General features: G+C 34.5%; 17 protein-coding genes. 10 read left to right on the top strand and 7 right to left on the bottom strand.

Annotated elements, in window-relative coordinates; all coding sequences use genetic code 11:
- Window positions 1-89 precede the first annotated feature (89 nt).
- The 4 genes from P0Y62_18260 (at window position 90) to P0Y62_18245 (ending at window position 6,033) form a co-directional block, all read left to right on the top strand.
- Window positions 90-2,393 (top strand): T9SS type A sorting domain-containing protein, encoded by a 2,304-nt coding sequence (locus P0Y62_18260; GenBank protein ID WEK69744.1) that lies wholly within the window; start codon window positions 90-92, stop codon window positions 2,391-2,393.
- A 225-nt stretch (window positions 2,394-2,618) separates the two neighbouring features.
- Window positions 2,619-3,080: an ester cyclase gene (locus tag P0Y62_18255; protein ID WEK69743.1), complete on the top strand. Its 462-nt coding sequence runs from the start codon at window positions 2,619-2,621 to the stop codon at window positions 3,078-3,080.
- Between the two features lie 76 nt (window positions 3,081-3,156).
- Window positions 3,157-3,804, top strand: coding sequence for an MgtC/SapB family protein (locus P0Y62_18250; GenBank protein ID WEK69742.1), 648 nt, complete (start codon window positions 3,157-3,159; stop codon window positions 3,802-3,804).
- Window positions 3,805-3,891: 87 nt separating this feature from the next.
- Window positions 3,892-6,033 carry a S46 family peptidase gene (locus tag P0Y62_18245; protein WEK69741.1) on the top strand — a complete coding sequence of 714 codons (2,142 nt, stop codon included), beginning with the start codon at window positions 3,892-3,894 and terminating at the stop codon, window positions 6,031-6,033.
- 61 nt (window positions 6,034-6,094) lie between these two features.
- On the opposite strand, the gene P0Y62_18240 is transcribed toward P0Y62_18245, so the two are convergent.
- Complete coding sequence (locus tag P0Y62_18240; protein WEK71828.1) at window positions 6,095-8,962, bottom strand: insulinase family protein; 2,868 nt, start codon at window positions 8,960-8,962, stop codon at window positions 6,095-6,097.
- A 261-nt stretch (window positions 8,963-9,223) separates the two neighbouring features.
- Here P0Y62_18240 and P0Y62_18235 point away from each other — a divergent pair, with 261 nt between their 5' ends.
- The 6 genes from P0Y62_18235 to P0Y62_18210 all read left to right on the top strand — a co-directional run bounded on the left by P0Y62_18235 (window position 9,224) and on the right by P0Y62_18210 (window position 13,009).
- Window positions 9,224-9,649 carry a hypothetical protein gene (locus tag P0Y62_18235; protein ID WEK69740.1) on the top strand — a complete coding sequence of 142 codons (426 nt, stop codon included), beginning with the start codon at window positions 9,224-9,226 and terminating at the stop codon, window positions 9,647-9,649.
- Between the two features lie 10 nt (window positions 9,650-9,659).
- Window positions 9,660-10,217, top strand: a complete 558-nt coding sequence (locus P0Y62_18230; GenBank protein ID WEK69739.1) for a YdeI/OmpD-associated family protein — start codon at window positions 9,660-9,662, stop codon at window positions 10,215-10,217.
- Between the two features lie 5 nt (window positions 10,218-10,222).
- The gene (locus P0Y62_18225; GenBank protein ID WEK69738.1) at window positions 10,223-10,933 is read left to right on the top strand and encodes a hypothetical protein; all 711 of its coding nucleotides are present in this window, start codon (window positions 10,223-10,225) and stop codon (window positions 10,931-10,933) included.
- 132 nt (window positions 10,934-11,065) lie between these two features.
- Window positions 11,066-11,464 carry an immunity 22 family protein gene (locus tag P0Y62_18220; protein ID WEK69737.1) on the top strand — a complete coding sequence of 133 codons (399 nt, stop codon included), beginning with the start codon at window positions 11,066-11,068 and terminating at the stop codon, window positions 11,462-11,464.
- Between the two features lie 23 nt (window positions 11,465-11,487).
- Window positions 11,488-12,309: a GLPGLI family protein gene (locus P0Y62_18215; protein WEK69736.1), complete on the top strand. Its 822-nt coding sequence runs from the start codon at window positions 11,488-11,490 to the stop codon at window positions 12,307-12,309.
- A 43-nt stretch (window positions 12,310-12,352) separates the two neighbouring features.
- Window positions 12,353-13,009, top strand: a complete 657-nt coding sequence (locus P0Y62_18210; protein WEK69735.1) for a hypothetical protein — start codon at window positions 12,353-12,355, stop codon at window positions 13,007-13,009.
- A gap of 458 nt (window positions 13,010-13,467) precedes the next feature.
- Here the strand turns inward: P0Y62_18210 and polA are convergent, their stop codons facing one another.
- The 6 genes from polA to tssD all read right to left on the bottom strand — a co-directional run bounded on the left by polA (window position 13,468) and on the right by tssD (window position 22,260).
- Window positions 13,468-16,308: a DNA polymerase I gene (polA, locus tag P0Y62_18205; protein ID WEK71827.1), complete on the bottom strand. Its 2,841-nt coding sequence runs from the start codon at window positions 16,306-16,308 to the stop codon at window positions 13,468-13,470.
- 152 nt (window positions 16,309-16,460) lie between these two features.
- On the bottom strand, window positions 16,461-17,801 hold the full coding sequence (locus tag P0Y62_18200) for a hypothetical protein (protein WEK69734.1): 1,341 nt from the start codon (window positions 17,799-17,801) through the stop codon (window positions 16,461-16,463).
- A 60-nt stretch (window positions 17,802-17,861) separates the two neighbouring features.
- Window positions 17,862-18,443, bottom strand: a complete 582-nt coding sequence (locus P0Y62_18195) for a hypothetical protein (GenBank protein ID WEK69733.1) — start codon at window positions 18,441-18,443, stop codon at window positions 17,862-17,864.
- Window positions 18,444-18,469: 26 nt separating this feature from the next.
- Window positions 18,470-19,522, bottom strand: a complete 1,053-nt coding sequence (locus tag P0Y62_18190; protein WEK69732.1) for a LysM domain-containing protein — start codon at window positions 19,520-19,522, stop codon at window positions 18,470-18,472.
- Window positions 19,523-19,530: 8 nt separating this feature from the next.
- Entirely contained in the window at window positions 19,531-21,615 is a 2,085-nt protein-coding gene (locus P0Y62_18185) for a phage baseplate assembly protein V (GenBank protein ID WEK69731.1), read from the bottom strand.
- A gap of 240 nt (window positions 21,616-21,855) precedes the next feature.
- Window positions 21,856-22,260, bottom strand: a complete 405-nt coding sequence (tssD, locus tag P0Y62_18180) for a type VI secretion system tube protein TssD (GenBank protein ID WEK69730.1) — start codon at window positions 22,258-22,260, stop codon at window positions 21,856-21,858.
- Window positions 22,261-22,421: the final 161 nt, after the last annotated feature.

Below are 22,421 nucleotides of genomic sequence, written 5' to 3'. Positions count from 1 at the left end.
ATAATTTAACATTTTATACCATTGAGATTCAATCTTAATGGTATATTTTTGTTTTTCACTCTGAAAAGAATTTAAAACTAATAATTTATATGAAAAAAAATTACTTTTTAATTTTGGTATTGTTATTTTCTGTGTTTCAGGCACAAATTGTAAACATTCCGGATCCTGTTTTTAAAGCCAGACTTCTATCGGCAAATACAACCAATAACATAGCAATTAACAGCTCAAACCAATCTATTGTAATTGATACGAATGGAGATAACGAAATTCAGGTTTCAGAAGCACTGAATGTGTATAAATTAAATATTGGAGGTACTAGCAGCAACCCCGGTAATCCCAGTAGTGCGATTTCTGATCTTACAGGGATTAATCAGTTTATTAATCTCACATCATTAATTGCTTTTAACAATGTTTTGACCAACCTACAAATATCAGGATTATCAAATATTGAATCTATTAATGTTTCCAACAATACTCTTACTAATCTTTCTCTAAATAATTTAAGTAATCTGAAGACGATCTCTTTTGCTAACAATCAGGTTTCAACTTTTTCAGTTATTAATGTTCCAAATTTACAAATTCTCTCTTGTAGTGGAAATCAATTAACTTCACTTGATATTTCTCTTTTCCCCAATCTGAAAAACTTAGAATGTAATAATAATTTGATTACGTCATTAAATTTAAATAACAACAATTACTTACTATCCATTGTTGCTAATAATAATAAGCTTACAACAATTCCATTGGGAGCGGCTCCTATCTTAATAAGCCTATATGTAAATAATAATTTATTCACCACCATTGATGCAGGACAACTTACACAGCTCAGCTATTTCGATTTTTCTAATAATCCTAATCTTATAAGTTTTAATATTAAAAATGGTAAAAATAATTATACTCAAAATGCAACCCCTATTTTTTCAAACACACCAAATTTAAAATATATTTGTGTTGATGATTTTGAGCTTGGAATGATAAATTCACTTTTAGTTTATTATAATCAACCAAATGTTGTATTAAACTCATATTGTTCTTTCACACCCGGAGGAAATTTTTATACAATACAAGGGAATACAAAATATGATTACAACAATAACGGTTGTGATATAAATGATCTGAATAAAGCTTTTCAACAATTTAATATTACGAATGGAACTGTAACAGGAAGTTTTATTGCCAACAATTCTGGTAATTATTCTATTCCAGTAATAGCAGGATCACATACACTTTCCCCTGTCTTAGAAAATCCAAGTTATTTTAATATTTCTCCAACCAGCTTCACTGCAAATTTTCCAACACAAACAAGCCCTTTAAATCAGAATTTCTGCATAACGGCAAATGGAACTCATAACGATTTAGAGACAGTAATTATTCCTATTACTGTTGCTAGACCGGGTTTTGATGCTAAATATAAAATCATCTACAAAAACAAGGGAACCTCTACACAATCGGGAACTTTAAGTTTCACGTATAATGACAATATCAGTCATTATATAAGTGCGACCATTACTCCCAACTCTCAATCAACAGGAGTTTTAAATTGGAATTTCACCAATCTTCTTCCATTTGAAACGAAAGAAATCACGGTAACCATGCATTTAAATACGCCGACACAGACTCCTCCTTTAAACGGGGGTGATATTCTTCATTATACCACTCAAATTAACGGAGCAACAGATGAAACTCCTTCAGATAATACCTTTACATTAAATCAAACTGTAGTCAACGCTTTCGATCCAAACGATAAAACATGTCTAGAAGGACCTTCTATTACTCAGGTTCAGGTAGGAGACTATGTGCATTACCTAATCAGATTTGAAAATACTGGTACCGCCAATGCACAGAATATTGTAGTCAAAGATGAAATAGATACTTCAAAACTGGATCTGTCAACATTGACTCCTTTGAATGCAAGTCATAATTTTGTAACAAGAATTACGAATCCAAATATTGTAGAATTTATCTTTGAGAATATTCAACTTCCATTTAATAATGCGACTAATGATGGATATGTTTCATTTAAAATTAAAACAAAATCTACTTTAACTACCGGAAACAGCTTTAGCAATACTGCAAAAATCTACTTCGATTACAACCAGCCGATCATTACGAATACATACACAACTACTGTTCAAAATGTTTTGGCTACCAACGAAATCGGGGAAGGAAACAACGATATTACCATTTATCCAAATCCTGTAAAAGATCTTTTGAATATTCAATCTAAAAGTGAAATTATAAAAGCTGAAATTTATGATACGGCCGGAAGAATTTTAAGAACAACTTCAGTAAAAAACAATACAATCAATGTTTCAGACCTTACAAGAGGTAATTATATTATAAAATTCTCTACAAAAGATAAAATTACAACCCAGAAATTTATTAAAAATTAAGTTGAATCAAAGCTGTAATGATATTAAGATGCGGGATTAGAGTTTTCTAATCCCGTTTCTTTACTTCACTATAGGTAAATTTTTCAAGCAGTTTTTGGATCTGATTAATGCATAATATTTTTAAATTTTAATAAGAGTTATTTTCTTCATTTTAAAATTCGCCACCAAAGTGTAATAATTTTTATTACATTTTAATTATCTTTGTTAGACATTAATATTAAAAAAATGGGAAAAGCTATCACAACTATCGTTTTACTAGGATTATTTCTTTTTTCAGCAGGATTAGGTGCACAAAGTAAAAAAGCATCAGCAGCTGACCTTGAGTACAATAAAAAGCTGGTAAAAGATTTTTATCAGAAGATTTTCGGAGATCATGATTTTACCAATATTGATCATTATCTTTTACCGACTTACATTCAGCATAATCCCAATGTTGCCGATGGCTCGGAAGCATTTGAAAAAGCAGTAAAGGTTTGGTTGCAAAATGAGCCAAAAACGAAAATTGATATTCAGCATATTGCAGCAGAAGGTGATTTGGTTTTCCTTCATGTTAGAGATGTTTTGCCAGACGGGAAACTGCAATCCGTAATTGATATTTTCAGAATTGAAAACAAGAAAATTGCTGAACATTGGGACGTTCATGAAACTGTTCCTGAGAAATCTGCCAACGCACATCCGATGTTTTAAGATACGCTCTATAAACCATAGCCTATTATCAAAGATTTTATTGTAATTTTAATCAAGGAAGTTTAAAATCTTAAGAATGGAATTTTTAAAAGACCATTATGTTATCCAGAATGAACTGTTATTGATTTTCATATCCGTTGTGCTAGGAATCATGATCGGAACGGAGCGTGAATACCGAAACAAATCGGCGGGTTTGCGAACCTTTATTTTAGTATGTTTTGGATCTTGTTTGTTCACCGTTCTATCCTTGAAAATAGGAATTAATAATCCGGATCGTCTGGCAGCCAATATCATTACAGGAATCGGTTTTTTGGGAGCCGGAGTTATTTTTAAAGATGATAATAAAATTGGGGGAATTACAACCGCAACCACAATCTGGGCAACCGCTTCCATTGGAATGGCAGTCGGTTCCGGATATGTTTACCTTGCCTTACTGGGAACTGCTTTAGTATTATTGGTATTAAATTCTTTAACTTATTTTGAACGATTCATTGATAAAAAACATAAAATCAGGGAATATAAAATTGCCGTTGTAGATTATCACGATATCAAACATTGTGAAGAACTTTTTGCAAAAAACAATTTAAAATTCATTCTTTCAAAACAACAGTATACTCAGGGAAATCTTGCCACAACGTGGGTTATTACAGGAAATAACACCCATCATGAAGCTTTAATGAAAAATCTCATGGAAGACGAAAAAATTATTGCCTACCAATTTTAAGCAAAAAAATAACCAGACCGCCTCAAAAGCGGTCTTTTTCTTTAGTAAAAAATTAATTTTATGTATTTTTAGGCAAAATTTTTTGTAATGATAAAACGTAATATTCTCATTGCTTCGGCATTCTTTAGTTTTTCTTTAGGAATTGCCCAGCAATACGGCGGAATGTGGATCCCGACAGAGCTTAATGAAAAGGAAATGAAAGACTTGGGAATGAAAATTTCTGCTAAAGATATATTCAATGTTCAGAAACCAAGTATTAAAGATGCTGTAGTACAGTTCAACGGAGGCTGTACTGCCGAAATTATTTCTCCAAAAGGACTGCTTCTTACCAATCACCATTGCGGATACGGACAGATACAGGCTCATTCTACGGTAGAAAACGACCTTCTATCGAATGGTTTTTGGGCGAAAAATACGAATGGAGAACTTCCTAATCCCGGTGTTACAGTAGATTTCATCGTAGATATTAAAGAAGTTACCCAACAAATTCTTGAAGGAACGGATAAATTAACAGAACCTGAACTTTCAAAAAAAATCGCCAATAATATCGAGGTTTACAAAAACTCTCAAAAAATAGAACCTTACCAGTCTATTTCTGTAAAGTCTATGTATTACGGAAATAAGTATTACGCTTATACTATTGAAACTTACAAAGATATCAGATTAGTAGGTGCACCTCCGCAAAGTATCGGAAAATTCGGAAGCGATACCGATAACTGGGTTTGGCCAAGACATACGGGAGATTTCTCTATGTTCAGAATTTATGCAGGAAAAGATAATAAGCCTGCAGAATATTCAAAAGACAATGTTCCTTATGTTCCGAAGCATTATCTTCCGGTTTCCATTAAGGATAAAAATGAAAATGATTTCACTTTCGTATTCGGATTCCCGGGAAGAACTACGGAATATTTACCGGCCATTGCTGTTGAAAAAATCATGAAGGAAATCGATCCGGCAAGAATTGCAGTACGAGATGTAGCGTTAAAAACATTGGACGAAAAAATGCGTACTGATGATGCCACACGTATCAAATATGCTTCAAAATATGCTTCCGTAGCTAATTACTGGAAAAAATGGATCGGTGAAGTTGAAGGGTTAAAAAAATCTAATGCAGTTGAGAAAAAAGTAATGTATGAAGGTTCTTTGGTGGCTAAAAACCATGAGATCAAATCTACATTGGACCAGCTTAATAAATTGTACAACGATCAGGCTCCTTATGCACTTAACAACGCTTATTACACGGAAGTTTTAAGAAATGCTGAAACATTAATGCTGGCTAATCTTTATTACAATTATGTGACGTCTGTAGAAGCCGGTAGAATGGATGAAAAATCAACCACTTCTTTCAAAAACAGATTAACTTCTTTCTACAAAGATTACAGTGCTGAATTGGATGCAAAGGTTACAGCAAAATTGTTAGCATTATATGCCAATAAAACAGCTCCTCAATTCTTACCTGCAGGATTTGATAAGTATAAGAATGAAGCTCAGAATATTCAAATGATTGAAGACGCCTCTAAAAACTCAATCATTACAGGAAGAACTGAAGTAAACGGAGCTTCTACTACCAAAGATATTGAAAAAGCATTTTCCAATCAGGATAAATTAATTAAGACCTTGAAAAAAGATCCTATTTATCAGATTTATGTTACCCTGAGAGAAACCTACATGAAAACAGCAGATCCTCAGTTTACTTCTTTACAGGGTAAAATCGATGAGCTACAGAAAACATTCATGGCACAGCAAATGGAAACCGATAAAGACAGAAAGTTCTTTCCGGATGCCAATTCTACTCTCCGTGTAACGTATGGGAAAGTAAAAGGATCCAGCCCGAGAGATGCTGTTTCTTATAACTACCAAACCCATTTGGCAGGCGTATTGGAAAAATATATTCCCGGTGATTATGAATTCGATGTTCCTAAGAAACTGATTGATCTTTACAACAAAAAAGACTTCGGAATTTATAAAGATAAAACAGGAGATGTTCCGGTAGGATTTACAGCAACCAACCATACTACAGGAGGAAACTCAGGAAGCCCTGCTCTGGATGCTAACGGAAACCTTGTTGGGCTGAACTTCGACAGACAGTGGGAAGGAACAATGAGTGACATCAATTATGACCCTCGTTTCAGCCGAAACATTATGGTGGATACCAAATACATTCTTTTCATCATCGATAAATATGCCGATTCAAAATGGCTGATTGATGAAATGAAAGTTGTAAAATAATTAGTTTTTACTATATCAATACAAAATAAAACCCCCGAGAATGTTCGGGGGTTTTATTTTTTTAATGTCCAAAAATATCTTTCAGGCTTACTTCTTTAAAGGTTCCCATTTTATTTACGGCTTCCATATTCAGATTTTCTTTTTTTCCGATAATGGCTGTATTAAAATGAATGGGTCTAATTTCTTTATTATAAAACTGTTTCAGATCTTCAAAACTCAGCTTTTGAATCTGATGATAAATATCTTTTCTAAAATCATAGTGAATATTCAGTTTTTTCAGTCTCAGTGTATTAAAAAAGATATTGGTTCTTGTAATTCTGGTTGAAGCAATTTGTTTTAACGCCGCATTTCGGGCATTTTCAAACTGGCTGGGAACTTCAGGAAGCTCACTCATCAATTCTGCCATGGTATCTACCGCAATCTGTAACTTATCTGGCTGTGTTCCAATATAGGTTGTGATATAATCTGGATGATTCAATTCTGAATTAGGAGCATAAGAAACATAGGCAGAATATGCCAAGCTTTTACTTTCACGAATTTCCTGAAACACGATGGACGATAATCCTCTACCGAAATATTCATTAAAGACGTTGATTTTCCCAAAGTTTTCAATATTTACAGGATTTCCCCGTCCCACTTTGCTCATTTCCATCTGCACCATATCATAGTTGGTAAAATAAACATTTCCCATTGTTTCCGGTTCCGGATATTGTTTCGGCTCCGAAATCTGAAGACTTGCATTCTCCGTATATTTACCAATATAAGTCATAAAGTTTTCAAAATTTCTCCCGTAGAAAAATATCTGATAAGGGAATTTAAACAGATTTTTCATCCTATCAGTGAATACTTCAACATCAGTATTTTTAAGCTCTTCCTCAGAAATAACATCTGTAAACCGTGAGAGCGCCCCTAATTTTGTATAATTTGTTAAAGCCGCCATAATCCGGCCTTTATCTTTTTTTACAGCCGCTCTGTTCTCTAAAACAGTTTCTACGAACTGCTGATAAATTTCCTGATCAGGCTTTATCTTATACATCCAATGTTGAAGAAGTTCAATCCCCTTTTCTATATTCTCCTCCAGCCCGCTTAAAGAAATTAAAAGCTGGTCATTGGTGGTTTTAAAATCATTGGAAACCCCGATTTTAAAAAATTCTTTTTTAAGATCTTCGGGTGAAAACTGATCAGTTCCCAAATACTGAAGAACCTGAGTAGAAATTCCCAAATCGCGGTCATGATCGCTTCCAAAAGGAAAAATAAAATGAACCTGGGCAATATCATTATATTTATTTTTAACGAAACTTATTTTTTTATCTTTAATTACATCTGTTTTAATTTCTTTCTGATAATCAATAAATTCAGGCTTTATATCTTCAGTTTTTTCCGCCAGAATCTGTTGTAAAAATTCAGATTGATTTTCACGGTTGATTTTCACAGGGGTGATTCCTGGATTTTCAACTCTGATTAACCTGTCATTAATTCCTTTTTCTTTATATACAATTACATAATTTTCCCTGAAGAATTCATTGGCAAAATTCACTACATCTTCTTTTGTAAACTCAGCATATTCATCCATTTCATTGAGTTCCTGTTCCCAGGTTCTTCCTTTAATGTAAGTATCATAAAGATTAGTTGCCAATCCGTCTGCTGTTTCCAGGGTTTTCATTCTCTGCAGCTTAAAGTCGTTGATAATAGCAGGAAGCATCCAATCCGGAAAATCTCCGCTTTTCAATAATTCAATCTGCTCTAAAACCAATTCTTTAGCTTCATCCAAAGTCTGGGTTTCTTTAGGAACGGCAACAATGGAAAAATATCCGTATTCCTTTAATCCTACAGAAAAAGCCTGCCCCCAAAGCAGTTTTTGAGTCTGATTAATATTCAAATCCAGTAATCCGGCTTCTCCTCTATTACTCAGAATATTGGCTACAATATCCGCTAATATCGCTTCCCGGGTTCCGTAGCTTTGTGTTCTCCAGGCTAACTGTACTCTGGATGTAGTCGGGCTTTTCACCGTTCTTTTTACAATTTCTGTAATCGGTTTTTCAGTAACCGGAGTTTTTTTCGGAAGCTCTCTGTAAGGAATGGCTCCAAAATACTGATCTATAAGCTGAATCGTTTTTTCAAAATCTAAATCCCCGACTAAAACCACCGCATAATTATTAGGCACATAATATTCATCAAAATATTTATGAATTGCCTTCATAGAAGGATTTTTCAGGTGTTCCGGTTTTCCCAGTGTTGTCTGCTGTCCGTTCGGATGGGTTGGAAAAAGCGCATCCATCAGTTCATAATTCACCAATCTCGAATCATTATCCTGAGCTCTGTTAAATTCTTCATATACAGATTCCAGTTCAGTGTGGAAAAGTCTCAAAGCGATTTCAGAGAATCTTTCTTTTTCAACTTTCAGCCATTTTTCAAGCTCATTATTGGGGATGTTGTTCTTGTATACCGTTTCATCAAACCAGGTATGCGCATTGGTTCCTGTTGCTCCCAATGATGAAATTGCCTTATCATATTCATTGGCAATCGCATACTGGCTTGCTTCCTGAGAAATTTCATCTATTTTTTTATAGATTTCTTTCTTTTTATCGGGATCTGATTCAGCTTTGTGTTGCTCGTATAAGTCTGATATCTGATTTAATAACTCACTTTCCTTTTCCCAGTTCTGTGTTCCAATCTTTGATGTTCCTTTAAACATCATGTGTTCAAGATAATGGGCTAATCCTGTATTATCAGAAGGGTCATTGTTACTTCCCGTTCTCACCGGAATATAGGTCTGAATTCTTGGTGCATCAAAATTCTGGGCTAAAAAAACTTTTAAGCCATTCTTTAATGTATAGATTCTTACCTTATTTTCGTCATTAGAAATTGTAATATATTCGTAATTATTTGGATCTGTATGAATGGTCTCGTTGTATTTTCCGTTGGTCATAAATAAACTCATTTTCATTCTTAAAGACAAGAATGTATACAAATGTAAGCAATCAAAAAGGAACCTCTGAAAAATTCCTGAATATTACATCTATTGTTATGATTACAAAATGTTACAATTTTATTTTACATGCTCCATCACTTGCATAAAATGTGTTAAATTTGAGTCAAATCATTCATTCAAATAACTGTGGAATATTATACTTATTGGTCACTTCTAGACACTCCAAGTAATTCGATTAAATCTTACTCAGTCTGTTTAATGCTATTTATTCTTTCAGGAATTGCATTTTTCTTAGTATTGAAATTTCAGAAGAACGAGGATAAAAAGCTTTACTTAGTTTTAATAAGTTTATTCATTGTAACATCACTTCCCGGATATATTTATCTAAGATTTTTCACTCCTGATAATACAAAAGAACGAATTACAAAACTTCTTGAATCGGAAAAATTGGGAAAAGTAGAAGGTAAAATTTCCAATTACAAAGAAAGATTAGAAGGAAAGCAAAAAATTGATAGTTTTGAAGTAAATTCTGTGGTTTTTCAATATTCTGAAAATGCCATATCTGAATTTAATCATTTCGGAGGTGACAGAAGTAATGACTTATATAATAATCTAAACGTAAGAGTTACTTACAGCAAAGGAGATAAATTTAATGAGATTGTAAAAATTGAAATTGCAAAATAAATTAACCTAAATGTCACCAACATTCTTCCCAACCCCACAAGAGTTCCGAAACTGGCTTGAGGAAAATCATCAACACGAAAAAGAACTTCTCGTTGGATTTTTCAAGGTCGGAACAAAGAAACCTTCTATGACCTGGTCCGAATCTGTAGATCAGGCTTTATGTTTTGGCTGGATAGACGGTGTGAGAAAATCGATTGATGAGGAAAGCTACAGCATCCGTTTCACTCCCCGAAAACCCACAAGTATCTGGAGTGCTATCAATATTAAAAAAGTCGAAGAACTCACAAAAGCAGGTCTAATGAGTGCGGCAGGCTTGAAAGCTTTCAAATTGAGAAAAGAGGAAAAATCAGCCATTTATTCTCATGAAAAAGAGCTGGCAATGCTCGATCTTGAATTTGAAAAGCAATTTAAAGCGAACAAAAAAGCGTGGGAATTCTTTAACAGCCAGGCTCCATCTTATAAAAAAGTAATGCTTCACTGGATTATGAGTGCCAAACAGGAGAAAACGAGGTTGTCGAGATTGGAGAGGACCATTAAGGAAAGTGAAAAACAAAAACGCATACAATAAAAATTATGAATATCTACAAAGAGTATTTTCAAACTTTAAAAGAATATTTGACCATTCTTAAAATAGACAAGAATACAAAAGGAATTGCAGGGTGCAATGATGATGACATCAAAGCTCTTATCGATAAAAAAGGGAAACTTCCCCTAGCTTATGAAGAATATCTGAGAAGCATTGGAAAGTTTTTTTTATTTGATTTTATGGATGCTGAAAACATGTCGTATGAAGATCTTGATTATACTACCGAATTTGGAGAACAGATTTTTGAAAGCAATAATTTCACAGCAAATCAACCCGTTATCATAATCTCAGAAAGAAGAAATGATTATATTTCATTGATTTATCCGGATGAAGGAGATAATCCTAAGGTCTGGATTATGAGTGAATATTGGGACGATGATGAAGAAGAGGAAAATCTTACAACACGAATGAACTCTTTTACAGATCTTATAGATTCGTTCTTTACTCAAACTTTAATCAATCATACCGCAGGTTTTCATTTTGTAAGTTCTGAAATACCTGAAAATGAAGTGGAAAATCACATTCGCAATTTATATTTAAAATGGTTTACAGGTCTTAAAATCATCAAAACTAGAGTTGATCATTATGCTGGAAACAATGTACTGATAAATAATTTAAATGAAATTTTCATGAGTTATTATTCAATAAATGAAAACTTTATCAATGAAGAGCTCAACGATAATAAAATACAGTTTTAGAAACACCTTATCTGGAAAAAACACAATTAGTAAAGAATAAAAGCTTTCTTCAAAAGATTATGGATATTTTTAAATAACTAAATTTGCCAGCATAAATCTTAAAATATATTAAGAGATAACCATTAAATAATTATGAATACAGAAGTACTAGATTTTTGGGTAGGAAATTTCAATAGCGAGGATGATTTTTACAATTTTGTAGAAGAGGACGAAAACTTTTATCTGGAGGAGGATTCTGATGATATTTTTGTTTCAAAATTTGCGGAGTCTCAAAATACCCTCTGGTTTGATCAGGATTTGATAGAATACGGTTTTGATGATTCTAATCTTGGTCTTTTTGAAAAGTTCGCAGATTTTTCTTTTGCTGAAGACTGGCTTCCTGTATTGGTTCAGAGGATCAATGAAATAAATCTTAAGTTTGATATTAATTCGTTAATCTTCGTAAGCCAGGGGCAAATTCCTAAACCTTCGTCCATAGAAAATGATGATTTTTCTCTGACCTACCTGGGCGGAATAGAATTTGAGTATTAATTGCAACACCAAAAATAATATATATGAAAAAAACTTTAGCAGTATTTCTTTTACTGCTCTTCACCTCCGTGTTCTCACAGACCCGGAGATTTATTTACGAATTAGAAATAAAGCTCGGTGGCAAAGAGAAAAAAATGAATATGGTTCTCGACATTGATAAGGAGCAAGTAAAATTTTATGATTATAAATTTCTTGAAATGGATTCTATCAGTAAGAAAACCAGACAAAACTGGCAAGCCAATACACAAAGCGACCAGCTCATTATCCGAAAAGCCAATTCATTCGACAACCAGTCTTTTCATGATAATATGTACGACTATTTCGTCATTAACTCAACTGATAAGATGAATTGGAAAATCGGTACCGAAACCAAAAAAGCAGATCAATACACCCTACAGAAAGCAACCACAAATTTTGGAGGAAGAGAATGGACAGCATGGTTCTCTACAGAAATTCCTTTTCAGGAAGGGCCTTATAAATTTAAAGGATTACCGGGTCTTATTTTCGAACTCTCGGATGCCAATAATGATTTTAAATATAAGCTTGTAAAAAACATCAATATTCCGGAAACCTATTCTACAGTTAATTTCCTGGAAACTCATTACGGCAACAAGCCTATTCCAGTAAGCCTTAAACAATATCATAAAGTTAAACTTGATTATTATGCCGATCCTGTGAAAGATATGAGTAACAGCTTAAAAAACGGAGGGACCGTTATTATCTCAGGAGAAAAGATAACGACTCAGGATCAGCTTGATCAAAAAAAGAAACATCTTCAAAATATGATTAAGCAATATTATAATCCTATAGAAAAAGATAGGGCAATTCCTTATCCAGCCACTTAATAGCCAATTATTAGCATCATTAAGAATCATAAAATAACTAATCATGAAACAATTCAAGCTCACAGGTGGCGCAAGAATAGGAAGAGCCAACGCTACTTATCCTTTTGCTGAATTATATGTAGATGAAAATACACTGAAAATAAATGCTTCACTTGTTGGAAATCTTATTTTTCAGCCGCAGGATATTATTTTAATAAAACCCTATTCTTCACTTCCTTTGATTGGTCAGGGAATTAAAATAGTACACAGAGTTGAAAACTATAATCAAAACGTGATTTTCTGGACAATGAGAGATCCCGATTCTGTTATTCATGAAATTCAAGGTACCGGATTTTTAGATAAAATATATTCTTCCATTTCCGAAAAAGATATGAAAATAATTGAGCAGCAAAAACAGGGAGGATTTCCATTAAAACCTATTTTACCCATTGCCTTTATTTTCCTTTGGAACGCCCTTTTTCTTTATGATTTTGTTCCTTTGTTATCAGGTAAAAATACAAATCATCCTTTTGGAATAGGAGTTTGTACTGCTTTGGGATTGCTTTTCATGACAGCATTACTGACTTTAATTTCGGGAGGTTTCAGAAAACTGATCTTAAAAGAAGGAAGAGGTTTAGATGATATAAAAAAATTTGCTGTTTTTATTCTGTTGATTAGTGGGGCTATGTTTACAGCTTTTTTTACATTAGCATCATCTTAAAATATTTATATGTATATGGTTTCCAAAAAGTTACTTATAATCAATATCATTGTTTTGATCTTACTTATTGTAATGCATACTTTAGGAACTTATCTTATTCTTTATCCTAGGAAGTTTAATTTAGAGTTGGTTATAGAAGAAAGTCATCCGATATACCTTATTATTCCTCTAAGTTTTTTTATTTTAATTTCTTGGCTCGTGAGCCATGTAAGAATTAAAAAGCTTACTCCGAAAAATAGATTTCTACTGGTTTTTACAGTTTTGTGTGGGCTTCTGTTTTTATACATCAGTTTTCACAATTTAAATATATTCTTTAAAGTAAAAAGCCAAGTAACAGCATCTGAAAATAAATATATCAAGCAGGCATCATCTTTAGCCGAATTAAATATAAATTGATAAAAAACCGGCTTCGGGAATCTTAAGATTCCCGAAGCCGGTTTTTTTATTTTTTAAGTCAATTAATGTGCTTCCAGCCAGTTGTTTCCAATTCCAATCTCAACCAGCAACGGAACCTGTGTTTCTATCGCATTTTCCATTTCCATTTTAATGATATTGGTAGCCACTTCAATTTCGTCAATGGGAGCTTCAAACACCAATTCGTCATGTACCTGAAGCAACATCTTGGTTTCAAGTTTTTCTTTTTCCAGCTCTTTCTGAATCTTGATCATGGCCATTTTCACAACATCTGCTGCACTTCCCTGAACCGGAGCATTTACCGCATTTCTTTCAGCATGACCACGAACGACAAAGTTATTGGAATTGATATCCTTTAAATGACGTTTTCTTCCTAAGATAGTTTCTACATAGCCTTTTTCACGGGCTTTGTTTACCTGTTCAGCCATATACTGTTTCAGCTTAGGATAGGTTTCAAAATACGCTTCGATCATTTGTTTGGCTTCCGTTCTGGATAAACCAGTCTGCTCTGCCAATGCAAAAGCACCCTGTCCGTAAATAATCCCAAAGTTTACTGTTTTTGCCTGGCTTCTCTGCGTTTTTGAAACTTCTTCCAACGGAATTTTAAACAATTTTGCCGCTGTAGAAGCGTGAATATCTTCACCGTCCTGGAATGCTTTGATCATATTATCTTCCCCCGAAATTTCGGCAATCAAACGTAATTCAATTTGTGAATAATCGGCAGAAATAATCTTTTTCCCTTCACCAGAAACAAAGGCTCCACGAATTTGCTGACCTCTCAGTGTCCGGATCGGAATATTCTGCAAATTCGGGTTTACACTGGCTAAACGACCTGTTGCAGCCGTAGTCTGCGAAAAATTGGTATGAACACGGTTATCTGTTTTTTCAATCTGCGATGGTAATGCATCTACATAAGTCGATTTTAATTTCTGATAGGTTCTGTACTCCAGAATATGCTTGATGATTTCATGCTTCGAAGCCAGTTTTTGAAGAACATCTTCCGAAGTTGCGTACTGACCTGTTTTTGTTTTTTTAGCTTTAGGATCAAGCTGCATTTTTTCAAATAAAATGTCTCCCAGCTGTCTCGGTGAGTTCATATTGAATTCTTCTCCTGAAAGCTCAAATATTTTTGATTCCAATTGTTTTAAATCGTTTTCCAAATCGATACTTTCCTGAGCCAGCCATTTTTCATCCAGAGAAATTCCGGCCAGTTCCATTTTCGCCAATACTTCCATCAACGGCATTTCTATGCTGAAGAATAAATCCTCTAAATTTTCTTTTTTTAATTGAGGCGCAAATAACTCATACAACTGAAAGGTTATATCTGCATCTTCTGCCGCATAATCGGTTTGAGTTCTCAAATCAGCATCTCTGAAATTGCCCTGATTTTTTCCTTTTTTACCGATAATGGTTTCTATGGAAACTGGTTTATAATTCAGGTACATTTCTGAAAGGTAATCCATTCCGTGTCTTCCGTCCGGATTGAGAAGATAGTGCGCGATCATGGTGTCGAACATTGCTCCTTTTACGGTAATATTATACTGCTTAAGGATTTTATAATCGAATTTTAAATTATGGGCAACTTTTAGTAAATCTTCTTTTTCGAAGAAAGGTCTGAAAATTTCTAATGTCTGTAAAACCTCTCCCTGATCTTCTGACAAAGGAATATAATATGCCAATCCTTTTTTATAGGAAAAGCTCATTCCAACCAATTCAGCTTCCAGTTCATTTAAAGATGTTGTTTCCGTGTCAAAACAAACGACTTGCTGCTTCAGTAAATTATCAACTAAAATCTTCTGCGCTTTGGGATTATCCACAAACTGGTAGAGATGATCGTTCTGCTCAATAGTAGATTTTGTGGAAGTTGCCTGTTCTAATTCTTCATACGTAGCAAATAAATCTAATTGTCCCACAGCCTGTGCCACTTTTTGTTGCGGAGTAGTTTCCGTTACTGTCACTTCAACCTCAGCAACAACAGTTGTTGTAACCGTTGCAGGAGCAAAAGCACGGTAAAGATTTTCATATAGTCTTCTGAATTCTATTTCGTCGAAAACTTCTTTTACCTTTTCAAAATCGGGAGTTTCAAGATCATATTGCTCCTGGTGGAACTCTACAGGAGCATCGCAAATAATGGTTGCTAATTTTTTTGATAAAATTCCGCGTTCTGCTGAAGCTTCTACTTTTTCCTTTAATTTTCCTTTTAACTGATCTGTATTGGCTAAAAGATTTTCAATGCTTCCGAATTCTTTCAGGAATTTCATAGCTGTTTTTTCTCCAACCCCTTCCAATCCAGGAATATTATCCACGGCATCTCCCATCATTGCCAAGAAATCAATCACCTGTTTCGGATCTTCAATTTCATATTTTGCCTTGACTTCTTCTACTCCTAAAATTTCAATATCTCCACCTTTTAATCCCGGTTTATATATTTTGATTTTATCGGTAACAAGCTGTGCAAAATCTTTATCGGGGGTAACCATAAAAATGGTATATCCTTCTTTTTCTGCTTTGCAGGCAATAGTCCCGATCACATCATCCGCTTCATACCCTTCAACTCCTAAAATAGGAATATGCATGGCTTCCAAAATTTTATGAATATAAGGAACAGCAATCTTAATCGCTTCAGGAGTTTCACTTCGGTTAGCTTTGTAGTCAGAGAAATCGTCTGTTCTCACACTTGCCTGCCCTACATCAAAAACTACCGCCAGATGGGTCGGTTTTTCTCTTCTGATCAATTCTATCAAAGAATTGGTAAAACCGAAAATGGCAGAAGTATCTACCCCTTTGCTTGTGAGTCTCGGATTTCTGATCAATGCATAATATCCTCTAAAAATCATTGCATAAGCATCGATAAGAAATAACCTTTTATCCTGAGTTGCGTCCATATTTTCCATAAAGAACAAAGATAAGAAAAAGTGTTCTTCCATTATATTGCAGAATCAAAGAACCTTGATTTAAAGACTGCAAAAAACTTCTATCATTTTCATAAAGAAAGCCTCAAATGAGGCTTTTCAATATATTATATTTCAACTAAAAATTAATCTACCGGAACAGTAGCTACGATATTGACTCCGGAATTGGCAGCCATATCTTTGGAGACTGCCGCAGCCAAATCAGCCCTAGCTTCTTCGGACAGCCATGTTCCTATAAAAGGAATAATAAAAAGAATTCCTTGTGCAGAGTTTACGGCTAAATTTTTTAAATTATTTTTGGTTGCATTTGCCATAGCCGTTCTTCCATCATCAATCATTCCCGGCCTCATCTTGTTAGCATTGTAAAATCGTATGGCACTTTTCCATTCGGGATATTTTCCGGCATTGAGATCATTAAGCAACTGCTGAGCAACAGGACTTCTGCTGAGCACGGGTCTGCTGAGACCGTCCAACTGGTTCAACTGTCTTTGTAATGCTCTGCTTTCTGCAAGTACAGTATAAGATTCCACGACTCCGGTAATCTTACTCATGTAAGATATTTTGTACGCATTGCTTCCAGAGCCTCCTGTTTTTTCAACTTTGACAAGGTCTTCAGAATCCTGGGTAAAATCATCGGGTTTTGAAGGTGCTCCCAGATAGCTGTTTTGGTCAATATCTTTTTCAACAGGCTTTCCGTTCTCATCAAAGGTTTCCTTATGATTATTCATCTGATCATACGTTTTATTATCCTGCAGATCACCAAAATTCTCATGATAGGTTCTTATACCGGCTCTTTCGGCATAGTTCAGACCGCTGAATGCCAAAAATCCCACTGCAAATCTTCCGCCACCCAGCCATATTTTTCCACCGATAGAAGCGGCGCCCCAGCTTGAAAATGCGCTGGGAAGAAAAAGACCAGCTCCAAAAGAAGCCACTACATTGATTCCTAATTCCCATTTATTTCTACTGGAAATAGAACCTGCCACAGCAATTGCCGTAGCCTCATCAAAAAAGGGAGTAAGAATTCCTCCTGTACCACATTTTAAAATTGATGATCGTGTAATTGCTGATGCGCCATTAATTTTCACTGAATTATGAGCTAAAAACCACTGCCCTTCCTTCAAAGGATCTGTACATTTATGGGTCACTGCTTTTATCGTTGCTGCCGCACCTGCTACAACAATAGCCGCACCTAATATTACCCAACCAATAGGATTGGATAACAGCAAAGCTCCCACGATAACTCCGGCTCCGAATGCCAATAAAGTTCCCGCAAGATTCCAGGGGGATTTGCAGGTAAATTCAGCCATCAGATTTTTATCTTTGACAGTAAGTATCGGTTGTTTGGTATTTTGATAATACACACTGATTTTATCTCTGCTAAAAGAAAATTTCTGGGGAGCAGCACTCATCTGAAAAGTACATACTGCAAAAACTTTATCTTGGGGAATAAATGAAACAGCCATAATGTAGTATTTAAATGATCCGGGGTTTTAGTAAATAAGTATTTTGTAATTCATCTTTTATTACTTCAGATAAAAAATAATATAGATAAATATTCCTATCAGAGACAGAACCGCTATTGCTAAGAAAATATAAGGCATTGCCGAAAATATTTTTAACAGATAATCTTTTCCTGTCATTTTCTTTTTATTAGGGAGCTTTGTATGTAATGTATCTTTTATGATATTATAATTTTCCTGATCGGCAGGGCTTGCTTTGGTAAATTCTATCCAAGTCAGCAGCGAGCAAAAGGACTGGTTTGCATTCTTAAGCCTTACGATATACCCTCCTTTTTTGTTAATGAAATTGTAAGTATTATAGTTTTGAATATCCAAATAATTTGAACTGTAAATCACTTTATCTTTAGCAAGGATTTCAATCTCATTATCCTTTAAAATAATATCTATAAGATAAGTCCCACTCTTTACAATTAAAAAATTAATACCTCCTACGATAGAAAGGGCACATATGATAAATACGGTCTGCATTGTCGTATTCTGTATGGTATAGGCGTAGGATACAATAAAATACAGCGGAACAACTACGGTAATAAGATTAACAATAAAAATCCTCCAGTCTACTTTTCTAACGGTTATTTTTTTCATTTATCTGCTGTATAATTAAATTCTTTTTACAATTCGACCCTTTTAATATTGTACTCTGTCAATATTTCGTAATTATTCTTGATCTTCTCTGAAATAGCAGCTCTTCCTTCCAGTAAAAATCCTGATTTTTTTTCAATGGTATAGTTTATTCTGTAGATATAATCAAATTCAGTAAAGCTATATTTAATCATGGGCTTATAAATCTCATCATACATTTTTTCCAAGGCACCGGCAGAGATCTTGTTTTTATCAAGACTTCCCACCAATCTGTATACTTCTACCTCATCATCTTCTCTTACTAAAGATTTTACCACATGAGTATGCAGCTGTATGTTTGGAAATACCTGTGACATCTGATTCAGATCAAAATCTTTCAAATCTCCTCCCTGAAAGGCCCTGAACATGATATGAAAAAAAAGATTCTTATCCAGGGTTTTAGCAAAATCCGGTGCTGAAGAAAATTCTTTATCTCCTGTGTTGACCAAATCTTTGGCCTGTTCAGGTGCCTGGCTAAAAAGCTGATTATAAACAGGATCTTTTTTCAGCTCGTTATCTCTAAAATTTTTCCATCTCAGATTAAGTTCTTCCTTATTATATATTTCATCAATAGTCCCCGATGAATTTGTTCTGAACAATACGGGGGTCCTTAGTTTTTCAAGATTGACGGCAAATTCAAAGCCCTGCTTATACATGACAGGATCAACAGAAAATGAAGTATCTACCAGTTTTACTTCAAAAATATTCTGATGATGATCATCCTGCTTTAAAAGATATTCTGAATAGGTAACTGCGGAAAGGGTAATCACCTCATTATTGATTCTTGATATATTGACCTGTTCACATCTGTATCTGGCTTTATAATCAAGCTGATCTCTTTCCTGCTGTGAAACTTCTTTTTTATCTGCTGCTTTTACAATCAGAAAATTAAGCTGTAAAGGGATTTCCGAACCGATAATAATATTCGTCACTCCACAGTTTTCATTATGAAAAGCCACCAGTTCTTTAACAGAAACTTCTCTTTTTTGTGCAATTGATTCTAGTGTGTCTCCTTTTTCTATTTTATATTTTATAAAATTCATTATCAATCTTAATTAATATCTACCTGAGTTCCGGTTATCTTTGTATTGCCTTTAAAATTTGCTTTTGCATCTCCCGCTTTAATATCTACTTCCGTACTTGTAATGGAAATTTTATCGGATGTAATTACAATCTCACTGTTTCCGACTTTAAGCTTGATTTGTTGTACACCTGTCAGATCAATTGTTCCTGTATTATCCATTGTAAATACGCTCTGGTCTTTGCCAACTGCTACTTTATGGGTATTACCAACATCTGCAATATGATCACAACCCACTTCAAGCTTTTTATTGTTTCCAACTTTGTCAGTTTTATCATTCCCGACAGTTTTAGTACTGTTATTATTGGCGTTATGGACTACATTTCCTGTTCCATCAAAAAACATATGGGCACCTCCCTGATCTTTTAGATTCATGGAACCGGCTCCGTTATCATATTTTAATTCTGCACCGCTTCTTCCGCTAAAGCTCATAATATTGTTTCCAACACCTCCGCCTGCACCAATTCCTCCATGGAACATGCCTCCCATTACAAAAGGACGGTCTGGATGCTGATGAACGAAACTCACAATAACCTGATCTCCCACTTCGGGAATAGACATAAAGCCCCGGTTTTTATTTACTTTATCGCTGCTTCCTGCATCAGGAGACATGACCCGGATAAATTCTGTGGTTGAATTGCCATTTTGCCAGTCAAATTGCACCTTTACCCTTCCCTGATTTAAAGGATCCGTATTGGAAATCACTTTTGCAAACTGAGGTTCCGCTTTAGGAAGTTGAAATTCTGGACGCGGAATAAATCCCGTATCTGCAGCAATAGCTTCGAAATGTCCGTCATAATAACCTCTTGCATCCACTTCATGAACAACACTGGTAATCATCAGTTTTGTAAAATATGAAGTATCATTGGTATCAGTTTTACGCATCTCAATATCCGCAATACAGCCGGGATATAAGAATGGGACCGTGGTTGTTCCTAAGGTAAGGAAAACTTCCGATGCCTTACTTCCTGCCGTTCCTTTTTGAGAGGCATCAATATCCATAAAAGATACTGCCTTAATAGGAGCTACCCTTAATGAAGGGGTCTGAAAAGTTTTTTCTGAGATTTCATAAGCCCGTTTTGCAATATCAGAAGTATGTTTGATCGTAGAATAACCTGTAGTCAGTTTTTCATTTTTACTGCTATTATATCCATAAAAGGTTGGTTTTACGTGCTGAGCTTTCATTTTAATTTTAACATCATTCACACTGCTTCCATAGGTAAGCTTAACAGGCTTTTCCTGTGGAGGAAGTTTACCGAAATGAAGTACTTCTCCGTCATAAAAGAACTGTTCCCCATACGCTTCCGCTATTCTTGCCAGATAATTATAATGTGTTTCTTCATATTGAGAACTGTAAGGAACATTTCCATATTTGGAATCGACTCTATAGTCATATTTATTTTGCCCGAGGCCTTCTCTGATAACCTGATCGGCAATGCTGTTAAGGCTTACTTCCTGAGCTCCGCCAAAACTTTGGATATTCGGTGCCACATCCAAAAGTATTGTAGGGCTGTACCCCGTAAGAACGATATCTCCAAGACTTCCTCTCTCCTGGCTGAATCCTACTTCGGTAATGACTCCGACAAAGTTACGTTCAGGTCCTTCTATGACATCTTTATATTTGAAAATAACCGTAATTCTTTTCCCCAGAAAATTTTGAGCTTCTTCCAGATTATGGTTTTCTGCACTTCCTAAGGTATCATAAGATAGAGTAAGCGAAAACTCGTGATGTTTAACCGCGCTTTGTGTTAGTTTAAAATGCTTAAAATGCTGGATCTCTTTACCTTCTATTATAATATCAAGTTTTACCACTCGATTAATCCCTAAGATTTCACTTGTGGGGATAGCGGCTGCATTATGAATTTTGGAAGTAGGTTGTTGAGCCCAGACTTTTTTTTCGTTCACTGAAGATACCTTAGTACTTATTTTCGAATCAATTTTTTTCAGAATATCTTCTTTTTTAGCATTCTGTATATCCTTTCCAACTTCATCTAAAAACTTCTCCGGCTCTACAACATTTCGTTGTGCTTTAGTTGTTTTACTATCCTGAAACATAATATTTTGTGTTTTATTTGGTTATTTTTGAATTCTTTTCCTATTTAAATTTCAAAGCATATATCACACCAAAAATGGATTATTTTAAATAAGAGTGAATGAATTACTAAAGAACACTATTATTCTACAAATCATGCCTTTAGATCATCTGAAGCATCTTTATAGCATGAAAACAGAATAATCTGCATGGATGCAGACTACCCTGTTTCAGTTTAATTTTTTAGTAAATTAGTTGATATTTTAGCTAGACGGCCAAAGTCCTTCATAAGCAGAATTACCGTAGTTAATCTTCTCTGCGCTTACTACAAAACTGACATACATAGAATTTTCATCTACTGCATTGAAGTCTACTTCGTGCTGAATTACATATCCGTTTTCCCAGTTTAAAGTAATCAATGTTCCTTCTTCGTGAGATTTGTTGAATGTAATTTCCCCACTCGTTGGTTTGTATTTCCCGTTCAATAAGCTTTCCAGAATATCAGATTTTTCTGTAGCTTCTACGGTAAGTTTAATGATTGCGTTAGAAGGATCTGAAGCTACTCTTCCCGATACATCTGTTGATCTGGATACGCTGTAGTTCAGCTTTAATAATTTCTGACCTTCTCCTCCGTTGAATTTTAGAATTCCTCTTGAATTTAGTGCCATGATCTGTAAATTTTAATCGTTAATATTTCGTGATTTGGTGATTTGATATTTCAAAGATAGAACCATAATCACCAATAAAAAAATTACAAAAGCCCTTTTTAAAATTTTGTAGTAATTCTACGATTTGATGTAGTAGTTTTACGATCTGACTTTTTCAAGAG

This window comes from Candidatus Chryseobacterium colombiense (assembly GCA_029203185.1).
Lineage (GTDB): Bacteria > Bacteroidota > Bacteroidia > Flavobacteriales > Weeksellaceae > Chryseobacterium > Chryseobacterium colombiense.
The sequence above is the reverse complement of the archived record's forward strand: the minus strand, read 5'-3'. Positions and strand labels throughout refer to the sequence as shown.

Coding starts and splice junctions, on each gene's coding strand:
- P0Y62_18185 (WEK69731.1), bottom strand. CDS start 21,615: ATGTTTCAGGATAGTAAAACAACTAAAGCACAACGAAATGTTGTAGAG.
- polA (WEK71827.1), bottom strand. CDS start 16,308: ATGGACGCAACTCAGGATAAAAGGTTATTTCTTATCGATGCTTATGCA.
- P0Y62_18245 (WEK69741.1), top strand. CDS start 3,892: ATGATAAAACGTAATATTCTCATTGCTTCGGCATTCTTTAGTTTTTCT.
- P0Y62_18240 (WEK71828.1), bottom strand. CDS start 8,962: ATGACCAACGGAAAATACAACGAGACCATTCATACAGATCCAAATAAT.
- tssD (WEK69730.1), bottom strand. CDS start 22,260: ATGGCACTAAATTCAAGAGGAATTCTAAAATTCAACGGAGGAGAAGGT.
- P0Y62_18225 (WEK69738.1), top strand. CDS start 10,223: ATGAATATCTACAAAGAGTATTTTCAAACTTTAAAAGAATATTTGACC.
- P0Y62_18200 (WEK69734.1), bottom strand. CDS start 17,801: ATGGCTGTTTCATTTATTCCCCAAGATAAAGTTTTTGCAGTATGTACT.
- P0Y62_18230 (WEK69739.1), top strand. CDS start 9,660: ATGTCACCAACATTCTTCCCAACCCCACAAGAGTTCCGAAACTGGCTT.
- P0Y62_18220 (WEK69737.1), top strand. CDS start 11,066: ATGAATACAGAAGTACTAGATTTTTGGGTAGGAAATTTCAATAGCGAG.
- P0Y62_18260 (WEK69744.1), top strand. CDS start 90: ATGAAAAAAAATTACTTTTTAATTTTGGTATTGTTATTTTCTGTGTTT.
- P0Y62_18195 (WEK69733.1), bottom strand. CDS start 18,443: ATGAAAAAAATAACCGTTAGAAAAGTAGACTGGAGGATTTTTATTGTT.
- P0Y62_18250 (WEK69742.1), top strand. CDS start 3,157: ATGGAATTTTTAAAAGACCATTATGTTATCCAGAATGAACTGTTATTG.
- P0Y62_18215 (WEK69736.1), top strand. CDS start 11,488: ATGAAAAAAACTTTAGCAGTATTTCTTTTACTGCTCTTCACCTCCGTG.
- P0Y62_18190 (WEK69732.1), bottom strand. CDS start 19,522: ATGAATTTTATAAAATATAAAATAGAAAAAGGAGACACACTAGAATCA.
- P0Y62_18235 (WEK69740.1), top strand. CDS start 9,224: ATGCTATTTATTCTTTCAGGAATTGCATTTTTCTTAGTATTGAAATTT.
- P0Y62_18255 (WEK69743.1), top strand. CDS start 2,619: ATGGGAAAAGCTATCACAACTATCGTTTTACTAGGATTATTTCTTTTT.
- P0Y62_18210 (WEK69735.1), top strand. CDS start 12,353: ATGAAACAATTCAAGCTCACAGGTGGCGCAAGAATAGGAAGAGCCAAC.